The organism is Dietzia cercidiphylli (assembly GCF_039531545.1).
Classification (GTDB): domain Bacteria; phylum Actinomycetota; class Actinomycetes; order Mycobacteriales; family Mycobacteriaceae; genus Dietzia; species Dietzia natronolimnaea.
In genome coordinates, this window is the sequence record NZ_BAAAQG010000003.1 from 509,101 (window position 1) to 534,855 (window position 25,755).

Sequence of the window (25,755 nt, forward strand, 5' to 3'; positions counted from 1 at the left end):
CGTCTCAGCGGGCACACAGCGCGGTGAGGAACCATGTCGGATATGGAGAACGAGAACGATCGGGGCACGGGTGGTCCCCGGCCCGGCGACGAGTGGGCCTCGGGTCCGGGCGCGGGTCCGGGTGGATACGGTCAGCGGCCGGAGAGCCCGTATGGTCCCCGCGACGACGGTCGGCGACCGGGCCCGGCGGACGTCGGTCCGCCCCCTCCCGGTTCCGGGCAGCCCGGCCAGTACGGGCACGTGCAGCCGAACCAGGGCTGGGGCGGCGCGGGGCAGCCGACCGCGGCCCTGCCCCCGCAGCCCCCGTACGGCGGCGACGATCCCGGGGCGACAGCACCCGCGAAGTCGGGCCGGGGCCTGCTGGTCGCCGGACTGGTGGCCGCGATGCTCGTCTCGGGCGGACTGGGCGGCTGGATCGGTGCCACTGTGGCGGGCGGCGGAGGCAGCGGGAGCCTCGCCTCCCCGATCACCGCCGTCCAGCCCGAGGGTGAGGCCCCGGACGGCACGGTCGAGTCCGTCGCCGACAAGGTCCTGCCGAGCGTGGTCTCGATCGACGTCCGCGGGCAGGCCGGACGCGGTGAGGGATCCGGCGTGGTGCTGGCCCAGGACGGTCTGATCATCACGAACAACCACGTCATCGCGATGGCGGCGACCGGCGGCCAGATCGAGGTGCGCTTCAACGACGGGTCGAGGGCGCCGGCGACGGTCGTCGGCACCGACCCCGCCACGGACATCGCCGTGATCAGGGCGGATACCGACCGGTCGCTCACCCCGATCGCGCTCGGGTCCTCCTCGAACCTGGACGAGGGTCAGGCCGTCGCGGCGGTGGGTTCCCCGCTCGGCCTGTCCGGCACCGTGACGACCGGCATCGTCTCCGCGCTCGACAGGCCGGTGCGCGCGGGCGGCGCGCAGTCCGACCAGAACACGGTGATCGACGCCATCCAGACCGATGCGGCGGTCAACCCGGGCAACTCCGGCGGCGCGCTGGTCAACATGAACGGTGAGCTGGTCGGCATCAACTCCGCCATCGCCTCGCTGGGCTCGGGGAACTCGGGATCGATCGGCCTGGGTTTCGCGATCCCGGTCGACCAGGCCCGGCGCATCGCCGACCAGTTGATCAAGCAGGGGTTCGCCACCCGTGCGGTCCTCGGGGTCTCGGTGAGCGACCAACCCGACATCGACGGCGCGCTGGTCCGCACCACCGAGGTGGGAGGCCCCGCCGCGCAGGCGGGCATCGAGGAGGGGGCGGTGATCACCATGGTCGGGGAGCGGCTGATCGAGAGCGGCGACGCGCTGGTCGCCGCGATCCGGTCGAGGGCTCCGGGGGAGACGATCTCCGTCACCTATGCTGCTCGTGTGGGCGATCAGCCGACGACTGTCGACGTGGTACTGGGAGAGGCGAGATGAGCACGAGATTCGACCCGAGGTCTCTGCCCGGTGGGCGCAGGATCCAGACGGACGTGGATTTCGACCCCTCGGCCGCCGTCCCGGCGGACACCCCCATCGCGGGTCGCGCGATGGTCGTGGTGGTCACCGACCGGCTGGATGAGCGCGAGGACTCGATCGGTCCGTTGGTCACCGAGCTGCTCGAGGAGGAGGGTTTCCTGGTCGGCGGCGTCGTCGGCGTGGCGTCCGACGAGTCCGAGGTCCGCAAGGCCCTCGAGACCGCAGTGGTCGGCGGCTTCGACTTCGTCGTGACCGTGGGTGGTACCGGGGTCGGTCCACGGGACATCACCCCCGAGGTCACGGAGGAGATCCTCGATCAGCGGTTGCCAGGCATCGCCGAGGCCATCCGGTCGTCGGGTCTCACGGCCGGCGCGGTCGACTCGATCGTCTCCCGTGGGTTGGTCGGGGTGTCCGGCAGCACGGTGGTCGCCAACCTCGCGCCGAGCCGCGCGGCCATCCGGGACGGGATGGCCACGCTGTGCCCGCTCGTCTCGTACGTGGTGGCGCAGTTGTCGGCGATAGACGAGCTGTGACCGACGGCGCCCCGGACCGCAGGGCACAGGACTCCAGCGCCCCGATCATCAGCGCTTCGTACAGCAGCGCCCGGATCGACGACGTGTTCGGCGAGACCCTGCCGCGGACCACGTCCGACGAGGCCCGTGACCTCGACGCCCGGCTCGGGGACGACTGGTGGAGGGAGCAACGCCCTCCCCACCACGGGTGAGACCCGCATCAGCGGTGTCGGCGGGGTCGCCGGGTGCCGGCGCTCAGGTCCGGCGCTGAGGTCCGGTTCCGGGTGACGGGGGCCCCGCGGCGGGGCGTGGTGTCAGGACTCGCCGGACGTGCTCCGCGGGTCCGACGGATGGGTGAGCGGGCGACCCGCGAGGAGGTCGCGGATCTCCACGAGGAGGTCGTTGTCCGAGGCGGGGGCGTCGATGCCCTTGCGCTTGGCGGCGGCCTCCTTCATCTTGTTCATCGGCCCCACCAGGACGAAGTAGATGACCGCGGCGATCAGCAGGAAGTTGATGATCGCGGTGAGCAGCAACCCGAAGTCCATCCTGGTCTCGGGGTTGTTGTCCAGCAGCTGGACGGCGAACCCGATCTCGCTGTTCCCGCCGAGCAGGGCGATGAGCGGGTTGATGATCGCGCTGGTGAAGGCGTCGACGATCGACGCGAACGCGGTGCCGATGACCACGGCGACCGCCAGATCGATCACGTTGCCCTGCATGATGAAGTCCTTGAAGCCCTTGAGCATCCTGCACCCCTCCCTGGTGACGCGGCGAGGCCCACCGCGTGCGTGGTCGTGCGTTCCGAACCGAACCTCAGGGACGTTACCAGCACGATCAGCGCCGTCGAGGCGCCAGCGCCCTCTCCCGCCCCGCCGATCTGGCGCTGCCTCGCGTCACCCGTGCACCAGCACCGCGAGCGGCGATCCGGCGGCCGTCGAGGCCAACCGGGCGGCGTCGGATTCCGGGACCTCGACGAGGATCGACCGACTCCCGACCCGTCCGGCGGGGGTGCCGGCGACGCGCGCGGCACGCGCCACCACGGCGGGCCCGTCTGGTGAGTCCGGGTGAGCCGTGCCGACCAGATCCACCAGGTCGCCGGGGTGCAGGAGGTCCGCGACCGCCGGGTCCGCCAGGGGGACCGGGACCACCCGCACGTTCCGGTGGTCGGGGTGTCGGACCCCGGCGGGGGGCGGCGCCGTCACCTCCGCCGGGCGCTCGCGTCCGACGAAGGGCGCGGCCGTCACCAACGCGGCGGCCAGCGCGATCCGGGTGGCACGTCGACGCCGCCAACCCCGCGGGGCTGTCGGAGACGTGAGGATTCGGCGCAACTGGGTCCCCCGTCTGTCGGCACGCCGCCGGTGAGCGCGATGTGGGGGAGACCGTATCGGGGCGCCGGCAGCCAGCCGGGCCGCGTGCCGGGGGCCGGGCGGGCCCCTGTGGAGGAGCGGGGCCCTGTGGAGGAGGTGGGTCGGCTACCCGTTACGACGACGAGCCGGACGAGGAGCCCGACGACGAGGCGGAGCTCGACGATGACCCCGAGCCCGACGACGAACCCGAACCCGACGACGAACCCGAACCCGACGACGAACCCGAACCCGAGGTCGCTCCCGCCGACGAGCCCGAACCGGACTTGCCGGAGTCGGACGTGCCGGAGGAGGACTTCCCGGAGCCGCCCCCGGTCGTGGAACCCGACCCGGCGGCGCGGCTGTCCGTGCGGTAGAAGCCCGACCCCTTGAACACCACGCCGACCGTGTTGAACAACTTGCGCAGCTCACCGTCGCACTTCGGGCAGACAGTGAGCGAGTCCTCGGTGAAGGACTGCTGGATGTCGAAGGCGACGTCGCAGTCGCGGCACCGGTACGAATAGGTGGGCATCTGGCCTCCGGGGCAGAGTCGGATATCGACTGGCACTCTACCCTCCCGAGTGCCAGGTGCTAAAAGTCGACGACTCCGTCAGGGGTGACGACCCCGGTCACGGGCCGGTCGTGAGGCTCGGACGGGACGTGGTCGAGCACGTCCTCCGGATCCAGGACCGCCAGCAACCGGGTGTCCGGCCGGGCGAGCGCGAGCGTGCGGTCGTAGTAGCCGCCCCCTCGGCCGAGCCTGGTGCCGGTGCGGTCGACGGCCACCGAGGGCACCAACACGAGATCGGCCTCGGCGATCCGGTCCGGTCCCTCCGGCGCCGCGGACGGAACGGGGATGCCGAACCGGCCCGGACACAGGTCCGCCGGCCCGGCGTACGCCGCCCAGCCGAGCGGCCCCACAGCGGGGGAGACCGGCAGGAGCACCTGCGCCCCCGCCAGCGCGAGCGCCTCCGGCAGATCCGGTCCGCCGGCCTCGTCGTCGTCGGGAACGAACGCGCAGACCACCATCCCCTCCGTCACCACGGAGGCCAGGTGCTCGCGGATCGCCCGGTCGCGCTCGGCGCGCACGGTCACGGGGACCGCCGCGCGGCGCACGCGCACCGCACGACGTACCGCGGACTTGTCCTGATCCATCACCCCAGTGTGCCGTCGGTGGTCCGGACGTAGCGGCCCGGTCCGCCGTCTATGGTGTACGCCATGACGTCCCACGCCTCGCCCGACTCGCAGTTCCGGACCGCGGTCGTCCCGGCCGCCGGCCTCGGGACCCGGTTCCTACCCGCCACCAAGACGGTTCCCAAGGAGTTGCTCCCCGTGGTGGACACCCCGGGGATCGAACTCATCGCCGAGGAGGCGACCGAGGCGGGAGCGGGTCGGCTCGCGATCGTGACCTCCGAGCGCAAGGTCGGCGTGATGGCGCACTTCGCCGAGGACCAGGTCCTCGAGGACACGCTGTCGGACCGGGGCAAGGATGTCCTCCTGCACAAGGTCCAGCGCGCCCCCGGGCTCATCGAGGTGGTGGACGTGCGCCAGGACGAGCCGCTGGGCCTGGGGCACGCGGTCGCGCAGGTGGAGCCGGTGCTCGGTGACGAGGAGGAGGCCGTCGCCGTGCTCCTGCCGGACGACCTGGTGCTGCCGTTCGGGATCCTGGGCCGGATGTCACAGGTCCGCGCGGAACGTGGCGGCAGTGTCCTGTGCGCGTTCGAGGTCAGCCCGGAGGACGTCTCCTCCTACGGGGTGTTCGAGGTCTCCGACACGGATGATCCGGCCGTCAAGCGGGTGCTCGGCATGGTCGAGAAGCCGGCCGCCGAGGACGCGCCGTCCAACCTCGCGGCGGCCGGGCGATACGTGCTCGACCGCGCGATCTTCGACGCGCTCCGGCGCATCGAGCCGGGCGCCGGCGGGGAACTGCAGCTCACCGACGCTATCGACCTGCTGATCAACGAGGGGCACCCGGTCCACGTGGTGGTCCATGACGGCACCAGGCACGATCTCGGCAATCCCGGCGGGTACATCAAGGCCTGCGTGGACTTCGCGCTGGACAACCCGGCCTACGCCGACGAGCTCCGGGAGTGGCTGGAGGGCCGGCTCGGCCGCTGACGGCGCCGTCGCCGCGGAATGGCGCCGTCCGGGCGCTACCCTCTCCCACAGGGACCCGGTGGTCGGTCCGCCCGCTGTGGCGTGACACCGCCGCACGGTCAGCGACTTTCGTACGGGAAGGGGACACCTGGTGCGCTCCGTCGAGGAACAGCTCGCACTGGTGACGGCGGCCGCGGTCGCCCCGAGACCGGTACGCGTGTCGATCTCGGAGGCGCAGGGCCTGCTGTGTGCCGAGGAGGTGGTGGCCGAGCGCCCGTTGCCCTCGTTCGACCAGTCCGCGATCGACGGGTACGCGGTCCGCAGTGTCGACATCCGGGTCGGCGGCCCGGTCGATGACGCCGGGGACGCCTCCGGCGGGCCCGCCGGACTGCCCGTCGTGGGGAGGATCACCGCGGGATCCCGTCAACCGACCCGTCTGCAGCCCGGCCAGGTCGTCCGCGTCGACACCGGGGCGCCGCTGCCGACCCTGGCCGATGCGGTCCTCCCGGTCGGCTGGGCCGTGGCCGAGGGCCAGCGCATCACCCCGACCCGCGGCGTGGGCAGCGGTGACTACGTCCGCCGCGTGGGCGACGACGTGCAGCCGGGCGACGTCGCGGTGCGCGCGGGGGCCATCATCGGTCCGGCGCAGGTGGGCCTGCTCGCCTCCGTGGGGCGGGCCAAGGTGCTGGTCCACCCCAAGCCGCGCATGTCCGTGATCTCGGTCGGTGACGAACTGCTCGACGTCGACGGCAACCCCGGCACCGGCCAGGTCTACGACGTCAACTCCTACGCCCTCACCGCGGCGGGCCGCGATGCCGGGGCGGACGTCCACCGGGTGGGGATCGCCAGCACCGAACCGTCCCGGCTGCGCGAGGTCCTCGAGGGGCAGCTCGTCCGCAGCGAGCTCGTGGTGGTCTCCGGCGCGGCCGGCGGTGAGGCCACCACGCGGATCCGCCAGGTCATGGAGGAGCTCGGACAGATCGAGGTCAACCGCGTGGCCATGCATCCAGGATCCGTCCAGGGCTTCGGGCGGCTGGGCCGCGACGAGGTCCCCACCTTCCTGTTGCCGTCCAATCCGGTGAGCGCACTCGTCGTCTTCGAGATCATGGTCCGGCCTCTGATCCGCATCGCGCTGGGCAAGCGTCAGCCGATGCGCCGGACGGTCCGCGCCCGCACCGTCGCCCCCATCTCCTCGGTGGAGGGCAGGCGCGGCTACCTGCGCGGTCAGCTCATGCGGGACACCGACACCGGCGAGTACCTGGTGCGGGCCCTCGGCGGCGCGCAGGGGTCGTCCACGCATCTGCTGGCGTCGCTCGCGGAGGCGAACTGCCTCGTGGTGATCGACCCCGACGTCTCCGCGGTCCGGGCGGGCGACGAGGTGGACGTGATGTTCCTCGCCCAGCGCGGCTGAAACCATGTGGAACGTCCTCGCGTCCGACGCCGTGGCCCACCCCGGGTGGCCCCTCGAGGCCGGCCCGCTCCGCGTGCGCGGCGGGGTGGTCACGCTCCGCCCGGTGCGGCGCCGCGACGGCCACGACTGGTCCGCGCTGAGACTCGGCGAGCGCGACCACCTCGAGCCGTGGGAGCCGACCGTCGACGGCGAGTGGCGGGATAACAACACGGCCCGCGCATGGCCCGGCATCCACTCCCAGCTCAGGCGTCACGCCCGCGCCGGGGCCTCCCTGCCCGCCGCCATCGAGGTGGACGGCCGGTTCTGCGGACAGCTGACCGTGGGCGGGATCGTGCGCGGCGCGCTGCACTCGGGCTGGATCGGCTACTGGGTGGGACGACGCTTCGGCGGGGGCGGGGTGGCCACGGCGGCCCTCGCCCTGGGCATGGATCACGCGCTGGGGCCGGGTGCCCTGCACCGGATCGACGCGACGGTCCGGCCGGAGAACACGGCCAGCCGCGTGGTGTTGGAGCGGTGTGGTTTCCGCGAGGAGGGCCTGCTGCGGCGGTATCTCCACGTGGACGGGGAGTGGCGCGATCACCTCCTGGTCGCACGCACCCGGGAGGAGCACGGCCGGGGCGCCGTGGCCGCCCTGGTGGCCTCGGGTGTCGCCCGGCGCGTCTGAGTATGTCCTGAGCATCGTGACCTGCGGCGCGTCGCCACGGGGCGGGGCCCGGACGCCGTTACGGTTGGGACCTCACCACGACGTCCCGTGTCGGGGTAGACGCTCGAGGAGGCCTGATCGATGTCGAGCTCACTGCTGATCATCCTGCTGGTGGTGGTCTGGCTGTTCGTCCTCGCGCCGATGCTCATCCGCTCGCGCAACCCCATCCGCCGCACCGGTGACGCCCTGGCCCAGACCCGCACCCTGTACTCCGGCGGATCGGGCCGTCTGGTGCCCAGCCGTGGGCGCGCCTCCGGTGACCCGGTCCGGGTGGAGTCCGAGGAGACGCTCTTCGGTCTGCCCTCCGGGTCGGGCGCCACCGACGCCGAACTGCTCGACACCGACACGTGGGGTCATCTGCTGGAGCAGACCCTGCGCCGCGAGGCCGCCGGCAGGCGCGGTGAGGCCGTGCGGCGGGTCATGGAGGAGCGTCGGAACCCGGGGACCGGCCACCCGGGGTCCGGTGACGCCGCGTCCGGGGACGACACCACCGCGGAAGAGGTCACCACGGAGATCCCCGCGGTCGTCGTGGCGGACAGATCCGGGACCGCCGCGTCGGCCGGGGTCGGCGCCACCCACGTCGCCACGGGTGGCGCCGCTGTCGTCGGTCAGGTGGACGAGACGCGTCGGCCGAACGTCGTCGACGGCGAGTTGGTCGAGACCCCCGCGGGGGAGCGGACCTCCTCGCGCGCCGACCACGCCGAGGACGCGGCGGGGATCGATGCCGAGGCCGTGTTGGTCCACCGTGGCCGCCGGCGTCCGGCCGAGCCCGAGGTGGAGCTCACCGACGCGGACCTCGACTTCGCGGAACGCAGGCGTGGCCGCGGTGCGTACGATCCCATGGCCGATCGTCAGGCCGCCGAGCAGCGCGCCCACGCGCGGCAGCGGACCGCTCTGATTCTGGTGGCACTGGCGGTGGTGGCCGTGATCGCCGCGCTGGTGACCGTTCCCGCCGTCTGGTGGTTCGCCGGTGGCGCGGTTCTGCTCCTCGCCTCCTATATGACCTACCTGCGCCGCCAGGTCCGCCTCGAGGAGAGCCTGCGTCGTCGTCGCGTGGAGCGCATGCGTCGCGCGCGCCTCGGCGTGGAGTCCCGTGAGGACGACGAGCTCTCCGTGGTGCCGCCCCGGTTGCGCAGGCCCGGTGCGGTGGTGTTGGAGGTCGACGACGAGGACCCGGCCTTCGACATGCTGGACACCTTCGACCTCGAGCAGGAGACCGACCCCGGTCGCCAGCCCCACCGGCCGGATCACCGGACCGCGCACCGCGAGCCGCTGCGGCGCGCGGTCGGCTGACCTCCGCTCGCGCCTCCCGGCGTCCTCGTCGAGCAGGGGCTCGGAGTCAGGGTCTCGGCTTCCGGGGCTCGGTGGTCAGGGCCGTCTGCGGTACAGCACGACGCCGTCCTTGAGCGTGGCCGTCTGGACACCGTCGGGGCCGACCGCCTCGCGGGGGCGGATCTCCTCCAGGACGACCTCCCACGTCGCCGGGTCCAGGGCCAGCTCGGCCACGTCCTCGGCGGGCGTCGGCAGGACGGGGTGGGCGGCGCCGTGGCCAGAGTTCTCGCCGTGTCCTGAATGACCCCCGCCACCCGGACGGTTCGCCCACGGCGGGATGTCCGCCTCCGACTCGAAGACGTGGGAGACCAGGAGCAGGTGACCGCCGGGCCGGACCCACTCGGCGGCGCGTCGGAGTATCCGCGTGCGGGACAGCTCGACGGGGGAGTGGAAGAAGCTGGCCGTGACGAGGTCGACGCGCTCGGCGGTGGTCCAGGTGGTCAGGTCGTGGGCGACCCAGTCGATCCGGTCGGCCACGCCTCGGGCGGCCGCCGCCTCCGCTCCCCGGGAGACCGCCGTGGGGGACAGGTCCACCGCGGTGACGTCCCACCCCCGCTCCGCCAACCAGACCGCGTCACCGCCCTCGCCGCAGCCCAGGTCGAGCGCGGATCCGACCGGGAGCGCGTCGACCACGGCTGCGGTCGTGGCGTTGACCGCCCCCGACCACCGGGGACCGTCGTCCGCGTACTCGCCCTCCCAGTGCTCGGCGGGAGTGCCGGTCGAGTCCGGCGCACCGCTCGAGACCGATGAGCCCGAGGCGGGTGAGGCAGCGACCGCGCGGTCGAAGTCCTCGTTGACCAGCATCATGTTGACCATCCCGCCGGCCATCGACCCCGCGGCCATGGACACGGGCACGGTCGCGCCCGGGCTGGCGACGTTGCCCGCCGCCCAGATGCGCGGATGGGTCGTCGCGCCGAACTGATCCACCGCCAGGGCCGTGCCCATCGGGGTGGTGGTCCGCTCCAGGTCGAGCCCGTCGAGGAACCGGTCGTGCGGCCGCGCCGTCGGTGCGGCGAAGATCGCGTCGAGTGCGATCTCCCGTCCGTCCTCCAGACGGACGCCGCCCAGTCGACCGTTCTCGGTCAGGACCCGGTCGACGGGAGTCTCCTCGAGCCGCACGCCGCGGGCCCGCAGTCGGGTGGCCACGTCGGCATCGGGTGCGCCGCTACCCGCGGTGAGGAACACCAGGTCGTCCGTCCACTGGCGGACGAGTTGCGCCTGATGCGCTGACATGGCCGTGGTGCCCAGCACCGCGATCCTGCGGCCGCGGACCTCCCAACCGTGGCAGTAGGGGCAGTGGAGGACGCTCGTGCCCCAGAACTCCTGCAGGCCGGGGATGTCCGGCAGCTCGTCGGTCTGTCCGGGCGCGACGACCAGGGCGCGTGCCGTCGCGGGCGCCGCGTCGGCGAACTCGACGGTCAGGCCGGCCCCGGCCACGTCGTTCCCCCCACTGCCCCCACTGTCGACCCCACTGTCGACCCCGCTGTCGCGGACCACGGTCACGGACCCCGTCCGCACCGTGACGTCGTACTCGCGGAGCTCCTCGCGGCCCCGGCGGAGCAGCTCGAGCGGATCCATCCCCTCGTGGCCGAGGACGCCGTGCATGTGTGCGGCGAAGCGGTTGCGCGGTTCGCCGGCGTCGACGACGAGCACGCGGCGGCGCGCCCGGCCCAGCATCAGCGCCGCCGACAGCCCCGCGGCCCCGCCGCCGATCACGATGGCGTCCCAGTGTTCCTCGATGTCCTTGTTCGTGTGCATGACAACAGTTCACGCCTGGTGTGCGTAAACTGCAAGGAGATTTGCACTATTGGCAAGGAGTTGCGTGTGACGGAGGAACTCAGGCAGGTCGGGACGCGATTGCGGGCGTACCGCCACAGCAAGGGCTGGACCCTGGACGAGTTGGCCGAGCGCGCGGACATGTCGGCCAGCACGCTCTCCCGTCTCGAATCGGGCAAAAGACAGGCCAGCCTCGAGCTGCTCCTGCCGCTCACCCGCCAGTTGGGGATCAGCCTCGACGATCTGGTGGCGCCGTCGACCGTGGACCCCAGGGTGCGGCGTCCGGTGATCCACCGGGACGGGATGGTGATCGCGCCCCTGGCTCCCGAGGGGTCATCGGTGGGCACCTACAAGATCACCTACCCGCCGGCGAGTGCCGCGCCCGAACCCCGGGTCCACGACGGCTACGAGTGGTTCTACGTCCTGTCCGGCAGGTTACGCCTGGTCCTGGGCGACCAGGAGCTGATCCTGACCCGGGGTGAGGCAGCGGAGTTCGACACCAAGATCCCGCACAGTCTGTCGGCCGCCGGGGCGCGGCCGGCGCAGGTGATCAGCATCTTCAACGACGACGGGGTGCGGATGCACACGCACACCGCGAGCTCATGAGGCCTCCCGGCCTCCCGGTTTGGTCGGTCGCCCGGACGTGCTGGTAAGGTATCCCTCGCTGCTCGAGAGGGCGGCACCGTCGCCCGCGAGGGTGCCGGGGGGCTATAGCGCAGTTGGTAGCGCGTCTCGTTCGCATCGAGAAGGTCAGGGGTTCGATTCCCCTTAGCTCCACGGAGAGATGTCCCGGACCATCGAGTCAGATGGCCTGGGACATCCGTCATTTGCTGGAGGAACGGCGACCGATGAACACCGATGTGGGCGGCAAGTGGCTGTTCCTCGCCGCGGCGATCGCCCTCGAGGTGGCGGGCTCGCTCTCACTGAAGGGGGCGCTCACCACGCCCGCGCTCTACGCGATGGTGGCCGTCGGGTACGTGGGCGCGTTCGCCTTCCTGGCCCTCACCCTGCGGGCGGGCGTGCCGCTCGGGGTGGCGTACGGCATCTGGGGGGCCTCCGGCGTCGCCCTGACGGCGGGCCTGTCGTCCCTGATCTACCACGAGCCGCTGACCCCGCTGATGATCGCGGGCATCGCGGTGATCATCGCCGGGGTGTTGTGCGTCGAACTGGGATCCCAGCGCGCCCGGTCACGCGCCGAGGGGGCCGGCTGATGGCCTGGGCCTATCTCGCCGTCGCGATCTCCTTCGAGCTCGCCGCGACGCTCTCGCTCCGGATGGCCGTCGACAACGCGCGGTGGTACGCCGCCGTCGTGCCCGGCTACCTGGTGGCCTTCGTCTTCCTCTCCCTGACGCTGGCCGAGGGGATGCCGCTGGGGGTCGCCTACGGGATCTGGACGGCCGCCGGCGTGGCTCTGGCCGCGGTCCTGAGCCGGCTGCTCTTCCGCGAACCCCTCACGCCGTTGATGGGTGCGGGGATCGTCCTGATCGCCGGCGGGGTGTTGCTCGTGGAGCTGGGCGCGGGCGTCTGAGGGCAGTGGCCCCGATCGTTAACACGGGGTTCATTACCACCACGATTCGCGCGGACGCGCCTGAGTAATGTTCTGCGTCATGGCGATACCCGCGTCCGAGGGCGACGACGAACCGGGGACCCCCTCGACGGTTCAGCGATTCATCGACGAGACCCCCCGCTGGCGGGACGGCACCCCCGCGGTCGCCGGCGGCATGACGAGCATGCAGGGCAGGATCTGGTGGCTCGCCTCGGCGGGGAAGTTCTTCGAGGGGCTGATCGTGTTCCTCATCGGGGTGGCGCTGCCCCTGATCACCGCCTATTGGTCCCTCTCTGCCGTGGAGACCGGTCTCCTCACCGCGGCGCCTCTGGCCGGGATCATGGTCGGCGCCACCGCGCTCGGTGGGCTCTCGGACCGGTTCGGCCGCAGACAGATGTTCCTCATCGAGATGGTGCTGTTCACCGTGTTCCTGCTCGGCGCCACCGTGGCGCCCGGGTTCGCCGTGTTCCTGGTGTGCCTGTTCGGGATGGGCACCGCTCTGGGGTGCGACTACCCGACCGCGCACGCGATGATCTCCGAGACGCAGTCCACCGCCGGCCGCGGAAGACTGGTGCTGTCGGCGTTCGCGTTCCAGGCGGTAGGGGCCGTGGCGGGGACCCTGGTCGGTGTCGCGATCCTCAGCACCACCGACTCGCTCGACTCCTGGCGGCTGATGTTCGGCGTCGTCGTGGTGCCGGCGGCACTCGTCGCCGTCGGCCGGTTGTTCATCGTCCAGAGCCCGCACTGGCTCGCGAACGTCGGTCGCCACGCGGAGGCCGAGGTCGAACTCAGAAAGCTCCTCGACCGCACGCCGCAGTACCCCTCGGTCGTGACACTCTCGGCAGACCGGGGCGCGGACGAGGCGGAGACCAAGGACGTCCGCGCGCTGTTCGCGGCCCCGTGGCGTCGGTCGACCATCCTGGCATCGGTGCCGTGGTTCCTCCAGGATCTGAGCACCTACGGCATCGGCATCTTCACGCCGACGATCATCGCGACCACGCTCGGGAACGTCGCCAGTAGCGGGTCCTCGTCGTCGGCCATCATCCACAAGGATCTGCTCGGCGCCAAGGGGGCCGCCCTCATCGACGTCTTCCTCCTGGTGGGCATCCTGGTCGCCATCGTGTTGGTCAACCGGTGGGGTCGAATGCGGTTGCAGATGCTGGGGTTCCTCGGCTGCGCGACCGGGCTGGCGATCGCCGCGTCGTCCACCCTCGCCCACGGGTCGGTGCAGACGGTGCTCGTCTTTGCCGGTTTCATCCTGTTCCAGTTCATGACCAACCTCGGGCCCAACTCGATGACCTATGTGGTGGCGGGGGAGGTGTTCCCGACCGCACTGCGCGGGACGGGTGCCGGCATGGCGGCGTCCATCGCCAAGTCGGGTGCGGTGCTGACCTCGTTCCTGTTCCCGATCCTTCTGGTCGCCTGGGGAACCAGCGCAGTCCTGGCGATCCTGGTGGGGACATCCCTGCTCGGGGCTCTCATCACGTGGCTGTTCCGCATCGAGACCACCGGCAGGAGCGTCGAGGAGATCGACTCGATGTACGAGGAGCATCCGGAGCAGGCGGAGCCCGCCCAGCGCTGATACCGGTCAGTCCACCTGTGGCACTGTGGGCGGTATGCCGTCTCCCCGGATCGCCATCACCTTCTGTACGCAGTGCCGGTGGATGCTCCGCGCCCAGTGGTACGCGGGCGAGCTTCTCCAGACTTTCGAGAGCGAGATCGGCGAGATCGCGCTCGTGCCTGCCACCGGCGGCACGTTCCGGATCGATGTCGGCGACGAGCAGGTCTGGAACCGCAAGAGGGATGGCGGATTCCCCGAGATCACCGAACTGAAGCGGGCTGTCAGAGATCTCGTCGCTCCGGGGAGGTCGCTCGGTCACGCCGACCGGGTCGAGCCCACCGACTAGCCACAGGGGTCGTCCCTGGCGGATCCGCGGGGCGCCCGTTCGTCGTGGACGCACCCGTAATCCACGCAAAGTCCACTTTGAGGTAAGCGAACTCTGATGTGCTGAGGTGCAGGCGGTGAGCGCCGCCCTCGACGACCCCAGGGAGAGCGACATGTCCGGAAGACTTCTCACCGTGTGCGGCGTGGCCGCCGTAACCCTCCTCGCGGGCGCCGGGACCGCGAACGCGCAGCTCGGTTCCGTCACCGGTTCGCTTCCGGGGTCGACCAGCGGGCCGGTCGGTTCCACGGCCACCGCGGTCTGCAACGTCGGTAGCGTGGCCAACCTCGCCGGGGCCGGACTGCCGACCAGCGCGGTCTGCTCGGTCGCACCGGCGCTGGGCAGGTCGATCGACCACCTGCTCGCCGGAGACACCAACGGTTCGGTCTCCGCGCTCGTCGGTGGCGTCCCGGGGGTGGGGAGTGCCCTGGAGAGGGTGGTACCCACGGACTCGGCGGCCGACCTGGTGGATCAGGCGCTCGCGGGGATCGACGCGACGTCGCTCACCCCCCAGGGCTGAGCGGGCCGGCGCGCGCTCGCAAGACGGGCACGGAGACAGGTGAGCCAATTGCACTCAGTGCAAAAGTGCTGGCCAAAGCACGTGATCACTGGATTGGAACGCGTTATAGTTCGCCTATGACCCTCGCACCAGGTAGCCCCGTCCCCGATGTCTTCAGCCCGGCGAAGATCGGAGAGGTGACGCTGCGCAATCGCATCGTCAAGGCCGCGACGTTCGAGGGCCGCTGCCCCGAGGGCCGGGTCACCGACGAGCTCATCGAGTTCCACGCCGAGTACGCCCGCGGCGGCGTCGGCATGACGACGGTCGCCTACCTGGCCACCTCGCCCGAGGGTCGGACCGACCGGCACCAGTATCACTGGGGCATGGACGACGGCGGCATGCTGCGCAAGCTCACCGACACGGTGCACGCCGAGGGCGCGGCCGTCTCGGCGCAGGTCGGCCATGCGGGGGCGGTGGCCAATTCCGCCTCCAACAAGATGCCGGCGATGGGGCCGTCCCGCATCCCGGCCCCCACGGGAATGTCCCTGACCAGGGCCTGCACCGAGGCGGATATCGATCGTATCGTGGAGGACCACGTCCGAGCGGCCCGTGGGGCGGCGGAGGCCGGGTTCGACGCCATCGAGGTGCACTTCGGGCACAACTACCTGGTGAGCGAGTTCCTCAGCCCCAAGTTGAACAAGCGCAAGGACTCCTACGGCGGGTCCCTCGAGAACCGTGCTCGGTTCGCCCGCCGCATCGGCCGCGCCATCCGCGACGCGATGGGCGACCGGATCGCCGTGACCATCAAGCTCAACATGGACGACGGCGTGCCCGGCGGATTCTGGATCGACGAGGCCGTGCAGGTGGCCAGGTGGATCGAGGAGGACGGCTCGGCGGACGCCCTGGTGATGACCGTGGGCAGCTCCCTGCTCAACCCCATCTACCTGTTCAAGGGCGACGCGCCGCTGCACGAGTTCGCCGCCACCCAGCCGACGGTCATCAAGTTGGGCATGAAGGTCGTCGGACCCAGGATGTTCAAGGAGTACCCCTACACGGACGCCTACATGCTCGACGACGCCCGCCAGATCCGCGAGGCCGTGAGTATGCCCATGATGCTGCTCGGGGGGATCGTCGACCGACCGTCGATCGACAAGGCGATGAGCGCGGGATTCGAGTTCGTGGCCATGGGGCGCGGCCTCCTGCGTGAGCCGGACCTGCCCAACAAGCTGAGGGCCGATGATCGTCGTCGGTCCCTGTGCGTGCACTGCAACCGCTGCATGGCCACGATCTACAGCGGGAGCCGCTGCGTGTTGCGCGACCACGTTCCGCCCGTCCCGGCGCGCGGCTGACCCCGACCGGCGTCAGGCCACCTTCCTGACACCGGCGGGCCGCTACGGTGGGACCCCAGGAGGCCCGCTCGAGCGACCCGGGCCGGAAGGGGAGCACATGTCGAGGCGACGGATCACCGACTACCGTGGCAAGACCTGCGTGGTCACCGGAGCGGCCAGCGGGATCGGCCGCGCCGTGGCGATCCGGCTGGCGGGCGAGGGCGCGCGGCTGGTGCTGACGGACCGCGACGCCGCCGGGTTGCAGACGGCGGCACAGGCCTGCCGGGACGCGGGTGGCGCGGTGCTGGGCTCCGAGACCGTGGACATCACCGAGCACGAGGCGGTGATGGGGTTCGGCGAGAGCACGATCGCCGCGCACGGCGCCCCGCACGCGATCTTCCACGTCGCGGGCAACTCGGCATGGGGGCGGCCCGACCTGCTCGAACACCGCGTCTGGCGGTCCATGGTCGAGGTCAACCTCATGGGCACCATCCACGTGATCGAGGCGTTCGTCCCGGCGATGATGGCGGCGAAGCGACCCGCCGCGCTCGTCATGGTCTCGTCCGCCGCCGGTCTGCTGGGTCTGCCGTGGCACGCCGCGTACAGCGCCGCCAAGTTCGGCATCCGTGGCATCGCCGAGGTGCTCCGCTTCGACCTGGCGCCGTACGGGATCGGCGTGCACCTGGTGTGTCCCGGCGGGGTGGACACCCCGTTGGTGGAGACCGTCGAGATCGCGGGCGTGGACCGTTCGAACCCGCAGGTCGCCAAGACCGTGGACCAGTTCAGACGCCACGCCGTCACCCCGGAGGTCGCGGCCGAGAAGACACTCGAGGGCGTACGCAAGGGGCGCTACATCGTCTACACCTCGCCGGACATCCGACTGGGGTTCGCCGCCCAGAAGTTCGCTCCGCCGCTCTACACACTCGCGATGCGACTCCTGAGCCGTCGCATCAACAAGGCCGGAGAGGGAATCCTCCCGTGAGGGGGATGGAGACCCTCAACGACGCCGCCATCCTGCTGGCCCGGCTCGGGCTCGGGGCGGTGTTCGTGGCCCACGGGTGGCAGAAGTTCTTCACGCTGGGGTTGAGCCGGGTGGGCGAGCAGTTCGCCGGGTACGGGATCCCGCAGCCGGAGGTGACCGCCGCGGTCGTCGCCGGGGTCGAGTTGATCGCGGGGATCGCACTCATCGCGGGCATCCTCACGCCGCTGGCCGGGATCCTGCTGGCGGTGGACATGGCGGGAGCCCTGTATTTCGTCCACGCCACCAACGGGCCCTTCGTCACCCAGAACGGCTGGGAGCTCGTGGTGGCACTCGGGGTGGGCGTGTTGCTCATCGCGGCGGTCGGGGCGGGCCGGTTCAGCATCGACCGGGCGCTGGGCGGGTAGGGCCGGCGTCGCTCGCGGTGGGCGGCACGGCGGGGCGAGTCGAGGCTAACGCCAGGACGGCAGCCAGAGCTGCTGGTTCCATTCCGTCGAGGTGATGGGCATCCCCGACAGGATGGGCAGCATGTAGAGGAAGTTGGCCACCACGAGCCCCAGATAGAGGCACACGATCGCCCGGCCGATCGTCTTGCGCCGTGGCGAGTCGGTGGACCTGCCGGCGATCTCGCCCAGCACCAGCGCGACCATCATCACGAAGAACGGCACCATCACCGAGGCGTAGAAGAAGTACATCTGGCGGTCGTGCTGGAAGAACCACGGCAGATAGCCGGCCATGTAGCCGACGAGCGGGAACGCGTACCGGCCGTCGCGGCAGATGACGGCCCGCCAGAACGCCCAGCCGAGCACCGGGATCGCGAGCCACCAGATCGCGGGCGTGCCGAGGAGCATGATGGCGCGGACGCAGGAGTCCTGACCGCAGCCGGTCACGTCCTCGCCCTGCTCGACGTAATAGAGCATCGGCCGCAGGCTCATCGGCCAGGTCCACGGCTTGGACTCCCACGGGTGTAGGTTGCCCGCCGAGGTGGTGAGCGAGGAGTGGAAGTCGAGCACGGACGACTGGTAATACAGCCACGACTGGAGTGAGTCGGGCAGCCAGTTGTCGTCGACCTTTGACCCCACCGCGTGCCGGTACACCGAGTTCTCACCGGCGAACCACGGGAGCCAGGTGAACATGTGGATCAGGGCGGGCCAGATGACCAGGGTGACGAAGGCCGGGACGGCATCCCGGAGCAGCGTGCCCGCCAGCGGTCGCCGCACCCCGTAGCGACTGCGCAACGCCCAGTCCCAGGCCACCGTCATGAGGCCGAAGAACGCGATGAAGTACAGGCCCGACCACTTGACGCCCAGGGCCAGCCCGAGCATGACGCCGGCGGTGAACCGCCACCAGCGGAAGCCCAGTCGCGGTCCGAAGTCCGACAGGTGGAGCCGGCCGGCGAGCGCGGCGCGGTGCATCCGGCCGCGCATCTGGTCGCGGTCGACGAGCAGGGCACCGGCGGCGGCAGTGACGAACAGGACCTGGTAGATGTCGAGCATGCCGATGCGGGAGGTCACGAAGGTGACCCCGTCCAGACACAGCAGCAGGCCCGCGACCAGGCCGAGTTGCGTGGATCGGGTCAGCCGCCTGGTGATCCGCATGACCATGAGCACCACGAGCACGCCGCAGATCGCGGCGGTGAACCGCCAGCCCAGTGGGGTGTAGCCGAAGAGCAGTCCGCCCAGCGACTCGATCTGCTTGGCGACGGGCGGGTGGACCACCAGTCCGTAGGCCGGGTTCTCCTCGATCCCCAGCTGCGCGATGCTGAACGACTGCGGCGCGTAGTGCTTCTCGTCGAAGACCGGGGTGCCCTCGTCCGTGGCGGAGGTCAGGCCCCAGAAGCGCGAGAGGAAGGCCAGGACCAGGATGACGCCGGTGGCGATCCAGTCGCGGGGGGTGTCGACCGGCCCGGTGTCCGGATCCGGGAGCGGGCGGCCCGGGGATCGCACGCCTGGGGTCGAGGTCACACCGCGAGCATAATGGTGGCCTTCCCGGGACCGGGGACACGGGCAGGGCAGGACGCGGGCGAGACGCGGACGAGACTCTGGCGAGACGCGGGCGCGGACATCGGCGACCGGGGACGGGGGCGACCGGGGATAGGGTGGAGCGCATGACGTCCGGACGTGTCGTGTTGGCGGCCACCCCCATAGGGAATCCGGGCGACGCCTCCTCCCGGCTGAAGGACCTGCTCGCCACCGCCGACGTCGTGGCCGCCGAGGACACCCGGCGTCTGCGCGGGCTCGCCACGGCGCTCGGGGTGACGGTCCCCGGCCGGGTCATGAGCTTCTACGAGCACAACGAGACGGGCCGCGTGCCCCAGCTGATGGACCGGGTCCGCGCCGGTGACGTGGTGGCCGTGGTGACCGACGCCGGGATGCCCGCGGTGTCGGACCCGGGGTATTCGCTGGTCACCGCGTGTATCGAGGCCGGGCTCCCGGTGACCTGTCTTCCCGGCCCGTCGGCCGTCACCACGGCACTGGTGCTCAGCGGCCTGCCCGTGGACCGGTTCTGTTTCGACGGCTTCCCCCCGCGCCGAGCTGGTCGTCGCCGCACCTGGCTGGCCCGGCTTGCTGCGGAGGAGCGCACGTGCGTGTTCTTCGAGTCGCCCCACCGCCTCGGGGACACTCTCGCCGAGGCGGCGGAGGTGCTGGGCGCCGGTCGGCGCGCGGCGGTGTGCCGTGAGCTCACCAAGATGTACGAGGAGGTCCTGCGGGGCACGCTCGGCGAGCTGGCCGAGCGGACCGCCGACGGGGTGCGCGGGGAGATCGTGGTGGTGATCGAGGGGGCGGACGCCGAGGACTCGACCGCCACGACCGAGGACCTGGTCGAGATCGTGGAGGAGCGGGTCGAGGCGGGAGAGCGGCTCAAGGACGCCTGCGCGGCCGTCGCCGAGGGCTCGTCACTGACCAAGCGGGAGCTCTACCAGGCGGTCGTCGACTCGCGGGGCTGAGCACCTCGCGGGGCTGACCACCACGTCGCGCGCTGCCGACTACCAGGGCACCGGTCCACCGCCCCAGGTGAACGCGGCCTTGTGTACGCACTCGTCCCACTCGGCGTCGGGGTCCGAGTCGATGGTGATGCCGCCGCCCACGCCCAACTCGACGCGCCCGTCGGGGGTGGCCTCGAGGGTGCGGATGGCCACCGCGAGCTCGAGGTCCCGGCCCAGGGCGAGGCCGTACGCCCCGCAGTGCAGGCCCCGCGACCGCGGTTCCCACCCGGCGATCAGCTCGCGGGCCCGTGCCTTCGGCGTCCCCGTCACCGAGGCCGGGGGGAAGGTGGCCTCCACCAGCGCCGCGTTGTCCGCGGTCGTGCGGGCGGTGACGGTGGAGACCAGGTGGTGCACGCCGGGCGCCGGGCGGATGGCGAGCAGGTCGGTCACGGTCACCGACCCGACGTCGGCCACGCGCCCGAGGTCGTTGCGGACCAGGTCCACGATCATGATGTTCTCCGCGATGTCCTTCGCGGACCCCAGCAAGAGCGCCGGGTCCAGGTCCGCCGCCAGCGTGCCCTTGATGGGGCTGGACCGCACCTGATCGCCGCGGCGCACCAGGTACTCCTCGGGCGAGAACCCGAGGACGGCGCCCCAGGGTCCCTCGAGATACGCCGAGCGTGCGGCGGGGGAGTGGCCGGCGATCGCGAGGAAGGTCTCGAGCGGGTCCGCGCGGAGCCTGCCGTGCAGTCGCGTGCTCAGACAGGCCTGGTAGACCTCGCCCGCGCGGATCGACTCGAGACAGTCCGTCACGGCCGAGCGGTGCGCCCCGCGGTCCGGCGCGGCCCAGTCCGGGAAGTGGTCGGCAGGGTTGTCGTTGTTGTCGTTGTTGTCGTCGTCCTGGCGGCCGTCACGTCGGGCGGCACCGTGGTCGCGGACCACCTGCGCCGGGTCGGGGGCGTCGCCGTGGCGTGTCCACCGGCCGTCGGCGTCGAGGGTGAGCCACCCGGAGGCCTCGCCGCGCACCGCGGCCGGGAGCGGTGGGGCGGCGCCGGGCACGGTGTCGGGGAAGGACCGGTAGACGACGACGAGGTGGTCGCTCTCCTCGAACGCCGACTCCTGCGACACGGGCCGGAGGTCGACCGACGGGACCACCACGGCGCGGCGATCCCGCCAGTCGCCGAGGAAGGCGGCAGGGGGCGCCAGGCCGTGTGACCGCGCCCGTTCCCGCAGCGCACGGAGCAGCTCCGGGACGGGTATCAGACGCTCGCGCACCCGTTCATGCTTACACGCACCTGTGCTGGTGAAGAACTTATTATCTTGCACAGCGCCGAAGTTGTTGACAAGGTTTCAGGAATGTCCACCTCTAGAGAACAGAAGAGTGACCCCGGGAACACGCCACCTCCCGCGCCGACGGCACGGCTTCGCGCGGACTTCGCGGTGATCGTCCCCGCCGCCGTGATCGCCCTGATCGTGGTGGTGTGGGGCTTGTTCTACACGGTCTCGTTCGAGAGCGCCGCGGGTCGGGCGTTCGACGTGGTGGTCCACACGGTGGGCTGGTTGTTCATCGTGGTGGCCACCACGGTCGTGGCCTACACCGTCTATCTGGCGTTCTCCCGCTTCGGCGCGATCCGGCTGGGAGGCGACCACGAGAAGCCTGAGTACTCCACCCGGTCCTGGATCGCCATGATGTTCGCCGCGGGCATGGGCATCGGTCTGATGTTCTACGGCGTGTCCGAGCCGCTCACCCACTTCCAGACCCCGCCGCCGGGTCAGGAGCAGCAGTACGACGTGGCCATGGCCACCACCGCCTTCCACTGGACCCTGCATCCGTGGTCCATGTACGCCATCGTCGGCCTGGCCCTCGCGCTGGCGGCCTACCGCTTCAAGCGCGGCCACCTGATCTCGCAGGCGTTCGTCCCGCTGATCGGCGAGAAGCGGGCCAACGGGTGGATGGGCAAGGTGCTCGACATCGCGACGGTCGTGGCCACGATCTTCGGTACCGCCGCCTCGCTCGGTCTCGGCGCGCTGCAGATCCGGGCCGGGCTGAACGAGACCGGTGCGGTCAGCGGCGGCGGCATCGCGCTCGTCGTGGGCGTCATCGTGGTCCTGGGACTGGTGTTCCTCGCCTCGGCGGCCTCCGGGATCGGCAACGGCGTCCGGATCCTGTCCAACATCAACCTGGTGCTGGCGGTCTCGCTCGCGCTGTTCGTCGCGATCTTCTCCGGCGCGCTGTTCTTCATGCTCGACCTGGTCCCCACCACCGTCGGTGCGTACTTCTCCGACTTCTTCGAGATGGCCTCCCGCACCGCGGTGAGCGAGAACGGCGAGGCGGCCGAGTGGCTGTCCGGCTGGACGGTCTTCTACTGGGCCTGGTGGATCTCCTGGTCGCCCTTCGTCGGGATGTTCCTCGCCCGGATCAGCCGGGGCCGCACGGTCCGCGAGTTCATCATCGGCGTGGTCCTCATACCCAGCACGCTGTCGGTGCTGTGGTTCTCGATCTTCGGCGGGTTCGCCCTGTATCTCGAGGACGCCGGTCGGAGCATCTTCGGCGACGGTTCGCTCGAGCCCCAGCTGTTCAACCTGCTCCGCGAACTGCCGCTCGCGCCGGTGCTCATGGTGGTCGCCATGGTGCTCATCGCCGTCTTCTTCATCACCTCGGCCGACTCGGCGTCGATCGTCATGGGCGGCATGGCCCAGCACGGGGTCGAGGAGCCGTCACGGTGGATCGTCATGCTCATGGGTACCTTCACCGCGGCGGTCGCGATCATCATGCTCCTCGCGGGCGACGGCGGCGGGAACGCGCTGTCGAGCCTGCAGAACATGACCATCATCGCGGCGTCACCGTTCGTCCTGGTGCTGATCGCCCTGTGCGTGTCGATCCACAAGTCGCTCTCGCACGATCCGGCGGCCGAGAACGCCTGACGCGGGCCGGGTGCACTCCCGGCACGGCGGCCGCGGACGCGACCACTACTCTGGACGCATGGCGAAGACAGTCCTGACCGCGGTCGCATGGCCGTACGCGAACGGCCCCCGGCACATCGGACACGTCTCCGGGTTCGGGGTGCCGTCGGACGTCTTCTCCCGGTACCAGCGGATGGCCGGCAACGACGTGCTGATGGTCTCGGGCACCGACGAGCACGGCACCCCGCTGCTCGTGCAGGCCGAGAAGGAGGGGGTGTCGGTCCAGTCGCTCGCGGACCGGTACAACCGGGTGATCGTCGACGACCTGGCCGGACTGGGGCTGAGCTACGACCTGTTCACCCGCACCACCACCCGGAACCACTACTCGGTGGTCCAGGAGCTCTTCCGGGGCCTGCACCGCAACGGGTACATGGTGGCCAAGACCACCACCGGGGCGGTGAGCCCGTCGACGGGCCGCACCCTGCCGGACCGGTACATCGAGGGCACCTGCCCGATCTGCGGTTACGACGGCGCCCGGGGCGACCAGTGCGACAACTGCGGCAACCAGCTGGACCCGGCGGACCTGAAGAACCCGGTCTCCAAGATCAACGGTGAGACCCCGAAGTTCATCGAGACCGAGCACTGGTTCCTGGACCTGCCCGCCCTCGCGGACTCGCTGGGGGACTGGCTCAAGGGTCGGAAGGACTGGCGGCCCAACGTCCTGAAGTTCTCGCTCAACCTGCTCGAGGACCTGCGTCCGCGTGCGATGAGCCGGGACATCGACTGGGGGATCCCGATCCCGGTCGAGGGCTGGCAGGACCGGGGCGACAAGAAGCTCTACGTGTGGTTCGACGCCGTGGTGGGCTACCTGTCCGCCTCGATCGAGTGGGCGTGGCGCTCGGGTGAGCCCGAGGCGTGGCGTCGCTGGTGGACCGACCCCGAGGCCGTCTCCCACTACTTCATGGGCAAGGACAACATCACGTTCCACTCGCAGATCTGGCCGGCCGAGCTCATCGGCTACGACGGCCGGGGTGCGCACGGTGGCGAGCCGGGCGCGCTCGGTGCGCTCGGCCTGCCCACCGAGGTGGTCTCGTCGGAGTTCCTCACCATGTCCGGGTCCAAGTTCTCCTCCTCGCGGGGCGTGGTGATCTACGTCCGGGACTTCCTGGCGGAGTTCGGCCCCGACTCGCTGCGGTACTTCATCTCGGTGGCCGGCCCGGAGAACCAGGACACCGACTTCACCTGGGACGAGTTCGTGCGACGCACCAACGCCGAGCTCGTGGGCGGCTGGGGCAACCTGGTCAACCGCACGGTGTCGATGGCGCACAAGAACTTCGGCGAGATCCCGCGCCCCGGCACCCTGACCGACCTCGACGCCGAACTCCTGCGTGACGCGGAGTCCGCGTTCGCCACGGTCGGCGGCCACCTCGAGCGCTCCCGCTTCAGGGCCGGTGCCACCGAGGCGATGCGGATCGTCGGCGCCGCGAACCGCTACATCGCCGCGACCGAGCCGTGGAAGCTGGCCAAGGAGCCGGACCAGCGCGAGCGCCTGGGCACCGTGCTGCACACCGCCCTGCAGGTGGTCTCCGACGCCAACACCCTGCTCACCCCGTACCTGCCGTCGGCCGCGCAGCAGATCCACGGCGCGATCGGCGGGCAGGGCGTGTGGGCCGCGTCGCCGCAGGTCCACGAGGTGATCGACGACATGCCGGTGGACCTGGTCGGGACGGGCCTGCCCGAGGCCGGGCGCAGTTACCCGGTGATCATGGGCGACTACGCCTCCGAGCAGGCCCGGTGGGCGCGCACCGAGCTCACCCCCGGGATCCCGCTGGCCAAGCCCAGCCCGCTGTTCGCCAAGGTCGACCCGGAACTCGCCGAGACCGGACCCGCCTGGGCGCCCATCCAGCCGGCGACGGCCCCACCGGCCACGCCCCCACCGGCCACGGGGCAGCACGCCCCTGACCAGACGGCGGAGTGACCGGCGCCGATGGGTAAACGCAGGCCCCGCCCGACCCCCGTCCTCCCCGAGCCGCTACCCGGCCTGGTCGACGCCCACACGCACCTGTACTCCTGCGGCCACCGCACGGCTGATGAGGTACGCGCCGCCGCCGACCGGGCGGCCCTGGCCGGGGTGGCGGCGATGGTGACCGTGGGCGACGACCTGGCCGAGTCGGAGGCCGTGGTGGCCGCCGCCGACGCCGACGAGCGGGTGTACGCCGCCGTCGCCGTGCATCCCACCCGGGCGCGGGAGCTCACCGACCCGGACGGTGGCCCCGCCGTGCGCGCGCGACTGCGCGAGTTGGCCGCGCACCCCCGCGTGGTGGCCGTGGGGGAGACCGGCCTCGACCACTACTGGGTGGGCACGATGGACGGGTGCGCCGATCCGGCGGAGCAGGAGGAGTCGCTGCGCTGGCACGCCGCGCTCGCCGGCGAGCTGGGGAAGTGCCTGATGATCCACAACCGGGAGGCCGACGACGACCTGATGCGCGTCCTCGGCGAGGTCGCCGGCCCGGGGTCGGGCATCCCGCACGTCATGCTGCACTGTTTCTCCTCGCCGATCGAGGTGGCCCGCGAGGCGCTGGACCGCGGTTACGTGTTGTCCTTCACCGGCAACGTGACCTTCAAGGCCAACGAGCACCTGCGCGAGGCCGCCCGCCGGGCCCCGGCCGGGCAGTTGCTCGTGGAGACCGACGCCCCCTACATGGCGCCCGAGCCGTTCCGGGGCGCCCGCAACGAGCCGGGCCTGATCGGGTACACGGCCCGGGTCGTGGCGCAGGTGCGCGGGCAGACGCCGGAGGAGTTCGTCGTCGAGGCCGCGACCACGGCCCGCGAGGTATTCGGCCTGACCGTCTGAGCCCCCGGCCGGGCCGCCGAGAGATGTGGCCCGTGTGACTCATGTGTGCCAAGGGGTGAATGTAACGAATCGTGACCTGCCCCACCTCGTCGTCGTCGCATGTCAGGCGCGTCACGTTGCCCCTGCGGCTCCCACTCGTTACGCTATCGTGATGAAACG

The 25,755-nt window shown here is 71.2% G+C and carries 27 protein-coding genes and 1 tRNA gene; 21 read left to right on the forward strand and 7 right to left on the reverse strand.

Going from position 1 to position 25,755, the window contains the following annotated elements:
- Positions 1–42 precede the first annotated feature (42 nt).
- From ABD250_RS04165 to ABD250_RS04175, 3 genes are read left to right on the forward strand one after another with little or no spacing between them, the layout of a single operon-like run.
- Positions 43–1,407, forward strand: a complete 1,365-nt coding sequence (locus ABD250_RS04165) for a S1C family serine protease (RefSeq protein ID WP_179525841.1) — start codon at positions 43–45, stop codon at positions 1,405–1,407.
- Positions 1,404–1,979 carry a MogA/MoaB family molybdenum cofactor biosynthesis protein gene (locus ABD250_RS04170; protein ID WP_182615899.1) on the forward strand — a complete coding sequence of 192 codons (576 nt, stop codon included), beginning with the start codon at positions 1,404–1,406 and terminating at the stop codon, positions 1,977–1,979. The genes ABD250_RS04165 and ABD250_RS04170 overlap by 4 nt, the downstream gene beginning before the upstream one ends.
- Complete coding sequence (locus ABD250_RS04175; RefSeq protein ID WP_182609884.1) at positions 1,976–2,170, forward strand: hypothetical protein; 195 nt, start codon at positions 1,976–1,978, stop codon at positions 2,168–2,170. Before ABD250_RS04170 ends, ABD250_RS04175 begins: the two co-directional genes overlap by 4 nt.
- Positions 2,171–2,272: 102 nt before the next feature.
- Here ABD250_RS04175 and mscL read toward each other — a convergent pair whose 3' ends face one another.
- The 4 genes from mscL to ABD250_RS04195 form a co-directional block, all read right to left on the reverse strand.
- Positions 2,273–2,701, reverse strand: coding sequence for a large conductance mechanosensitive channel protein MscL (gene mscL, locus ABD250_RS04180; RefSeq protein WP_182609882.1), 429 nt, complete (start codon positions 2,699–2,701; stop codon positions 2,273–2,275).
- Between the two features lie 147 nt (positions 2,702–2,848).
- Positions 2,849–3,283 carry a hypothetical protein gene (locus tag ABD250_RS04185; protein WP_179525838.1) on the reverse strand — a complete coding sequence of 145 codons (435 nt, stop codon included), beginning with the start codon at positions 3,281–3,283 and terminating at the stop codon, positions 2,849–2,851.
- 151 nt (positions 3,284–3,434) lie between these two features.
- Positions 3,435–3,830 carry an FmdB family zinc ribbon protein gene (locus ABD250_RS04190; protein ID WP_344390796.1) on the reverse strand — a complete coding sequence of 132 codons (396 nt, stop codon included), beginning with the start codon at positions 3,828–3,830 and terminating at the stop codon, positions 3,435–3,437.
- A 59-nt stretch (positions 3,831–3,889) separates the two neighbouring features.
- A complete protein-coding gene (locus ABD250_RS04195) occupies positions 3,890–4,453 on the reverse strand; it encodes a 5-formyltetrahydrofolate cyclo-ligase (RefSeq protein ID WP_344390798.1) in 564 nt (187 codons plus the stop codon).
- A 63-nt stretch (positions 4,454–4,516) separates the two neighbouring features.
- Between ABD250_RS04195 and ABD250_RS04200 the strand changes: the two genes are divergently transcribed.
- The 4 genes from ABD250_RS04200 to sepX all read left to right on the forward strand — a co-directional run bounded on the left by ABD250_RS04200 (position 4,517) and on the right by sepX (position 8,802).
- A complete protein-coding gene (locus ABD250_RS04200) occupies positions 4,517–5,416 on the forward strand; it encodes a UTP--glucose-1-phosphate uridylyltransferase (RefSeq protein ID WP_344390801.1) in 900 nt (299 codons plus the stop codon).
- 130 nt (positions 5,417–5,546) lie between these two features.
- The gene (gene glp, locus ABD250_RS04205) at positions 5,547–6,806 is read left to right on the forward strand and encodes a molybdotransferase-like divisome protein Glp (RefSeq protein ID WP_179525834.1); all 1,260 of its coding nucleotides are present in this window, start codon (positions 5,547–5,549) and stop codon (positions 6,804–6,806) included.
- Positions 6,807–6,810: 4 nt separating this feature from the next.
- Entirely contained in the window at positions 6,811–7,470 is a 660-nt protein-coding gene (locus tag ABD250_RS04210; RefSeq protein WP_344390805.1) for a GNAT family N-acetyltransferase, read from the forward strand.
- 120 nt (positions 7,471–7,590) lie between these two features.
- A complete protein-coding gene (gene sepX, locus ABD250_RS04215; RefSeq protein WP_179525832.1) occupies positions 7,591–8,802 on the forward strand; it encodes a divisome protein SepX/GlpR in 1,212 nt (403 codons plus the stop codon).
- A gap of 75 nt (positions 8,803–8,877) precedes the next feature.
- Here sepX and ABD250_RS04220 read toward each other — a convergent pair whose 3' ends face one another.
- Positions 8,878–10,599 (reverse strand): FAD-dependent oxidoreductase, encoded by a 1,722-nt coding sequence (locus tag ABD250_RS04220; protein WP_344390808.1) that lies wholly within the window; start codon positions 10,597–10,599, stop codon positions 8,878–8,880.
- A 66-nt stretch (positions 10,600–10,665) separates the two neighbouring features.
- Here ABD250_RS04220 and ABD250_RS04225 point away from each other — a divergent pair, with 66 nt between their 5' ends.
- From ABD250_RS04225 to ABD250_RS04270, 10 genes are all read left to right on the forward strand, one after another.
- Positions 10,666–11,223: a cupin domain-containing protein gene (locus tag ABD250_RS04225; protein WP_182641318.1), complete on the forward strand. Its 558-nt coding sequence runs from the start codon at positions 10,666–10,668 to the stop codon at positions 11,221–11,223.
- Positions 11,224–11,321: 98 nt separating this feature from the next.
- A tRNA-Ala gene (locus ABD250_RS04230) sits at positions 11,322–11,394 on the forward strand.
- A gap of 71 nt (positions 11,395–11,465) precedes the next feature.
- The gene (locus ABD250_RS04235; protein ID WP_182610614.1) at positions 11,466–11,828 is read left to right on the forward strand and encodes a DMT family transporter; all 363 of its coding nucleotides are present in this window, start codon (positions 11,466–11,468) and stop codon (positions 11,826–11,828) included.
- Positions 11,828–12,145 (forward strand): DMT family transporter, encoded by a 318-nt coding sequence (locus ABD250_RS04240; RefSeq protein WP_179525828.1) that lies wholly within the window; start codon positions 11,828–11,830, stop codon positions 12,143–12,145. Before ABD250_RS04235 ends, ABD250_RS04240 begins: the two co-directional genes overlap by 1 nt.
- Before the next feature lie 79 nt (positions 12,146–12,224).
- Entirely contained in the window at positions 12,225–13,745 is a 1,521-nt protein-coding gene (locus tag ABD250_RS04245) for an MFS transporter (RefSeq protein ID WP_182610615.1), read from the forward strand.
- Between the two features lie 34 nt (positions 13,746–13,779).
- Positions 13,780–14,070: an Rdx family protein gene (locus ABD250_RS04250; protein ID WP_182615351.1), complete on the forward strand. Its 291-nt coding sequence runs from the start codon at positions 13,780–13,782 to the stop codon at positions 14,068–14,070.
- A gap of 115 nt (positions 14,071–14,185) precedes the next feature.
- Positions 14,186–14,626, forward strand: a complete 441-nt coding sequence (locus tag ABD250_RS04255; protein WP_259847965.1) for a hypothetical protein — start codon at positions 14,186–14,188, stop codon at positions 14,624–14,626.
- 116 nt (positions 14,627–14,742) lie between these two features.
- On the forward strand, positions 14,743–15,954 hold the full coding sequence (locus ABD250_RS04260) for an NADH:flavin oxidoreductase (RefSeq protein WP_182658989.1): 1,212 nt from the start codon (positions 14,743–14,745) through the stop codon (positions 15,952–15,954).
- Between the two features lie 97 nt (positions 15,955–16,051).
- Positions 16,052–16,915 (forward strand): SDR family oxidoreductase, encoded by an 864-nt coding sequence (locus ABD250_RS04265; RefSeq protein ID WP_179525823.1) that lies wholly within the window; start codon positions 16,052–16,054, stop codon positions 16,913–16,915.
- 5 nt (positions 16,916–16,920) lie between these two features.
- Positions 16,921–17,319: a DoxX family protein gene (locus tag ABD250_RS04270; protein WP_179525822.1), complete on the forward strand. Its 399-nt coding sequence runs from the start codon at positions 16,921–16,923 to the stop codon at positions 17,317–17,319.
- Positions 17,320–17,364: 45 nt separating this feature from the next.
- On the opposite strand, the gene ABD250_RS04275 is transcribed toward ABD250_RS04270, so the two are convergent.
- A complete protein-coding gene (locus ABD250_RS04275; RefSeq protein WP_182658990.1) occupies positions 17,365–18,876 on the reverse strand; it encodes a phospholipid carrier-dependent glycosyltransferase in 1,512 nt (503 codons plus the stop codon).
- A gap of 143 nt (positions 18,877–19,019) precedes the next feature.
- On the opposite strand from ABD250_RS04275, the gene rsmI reads away from it, so the two are divergent.
- Complete coding sequence (gene rsmI, locus ABD250_RS04280) at positions 19,020–19,859, forward strand: 16S rRNA (cytidine(1402)-2'-O)-methyltransferase (RefSeq protein ID WP_182658991.1); 840 nt, start codon at positions 19,020–19,022, stop codon at positions 19,857–19,859.
- A gap of 39 nt (positions 19,860–19,898) precedes the next feature.
- Here the strand turns inward: rsmI and ABD250_RS04285 are convergent, their stop codons facing one another.
- Positions 19,899–21,113: an aminodeoxychorismate synthase component I gene (locus ABD250_RS04285; protein WP_182658992.1), complete on the reverse strand. Its 1,215-nt coding sequence runs from the start codon at positions 21,111–21,113 to the stop codon at positions 19,899–19,901.
- Positions 21,114–21,194: 81 nt separating this feature from the next.
- Between ABD250_RS04285 and ABD250_RS04290 the strand changes: the two genes are divergently transcribed.
- The 3 genes from ABD250_RS04290 to ABD250_RS04300 are packed head-to-tail and all read left to right on the forward strand — an operon-like array spanning position 21,195 to position 25,596.
- Positions 21,195–22,763, forward strand: coding sequence for a BCCT family transporter (locus ABD250_RS04290; protein ID WP_182638876.1), 1,569 nt, complete (start codon positions 21,195–21,197; stop codon positions 22,761–22,763).
- Positions 22,764–22,821: 58 nt separating this feature from the next.
- Entirely contained in the window at positions 22,822–24,720 is a 1,899-nt protein-coding gene (metG, locus tag ABD250_RS04295; protein WP_241730713.1) for a methionine--tRNA ligase, read from the forward strand.
- A gap of 9 nt (positions 24,721–24,729) precedes the next feature.
- Positions 24,730–25,596, forward strand: coding sequence for a TatD family hydrolase (locus tag ABD250_RS04300; protein ID WP_304814400.1), 867 nt, complete (start codon positions 24,730–24,732; stop codon positions 25,594–25,596).
- Positions 25,597–25,755: the final 159 nt, after the last annotated feature.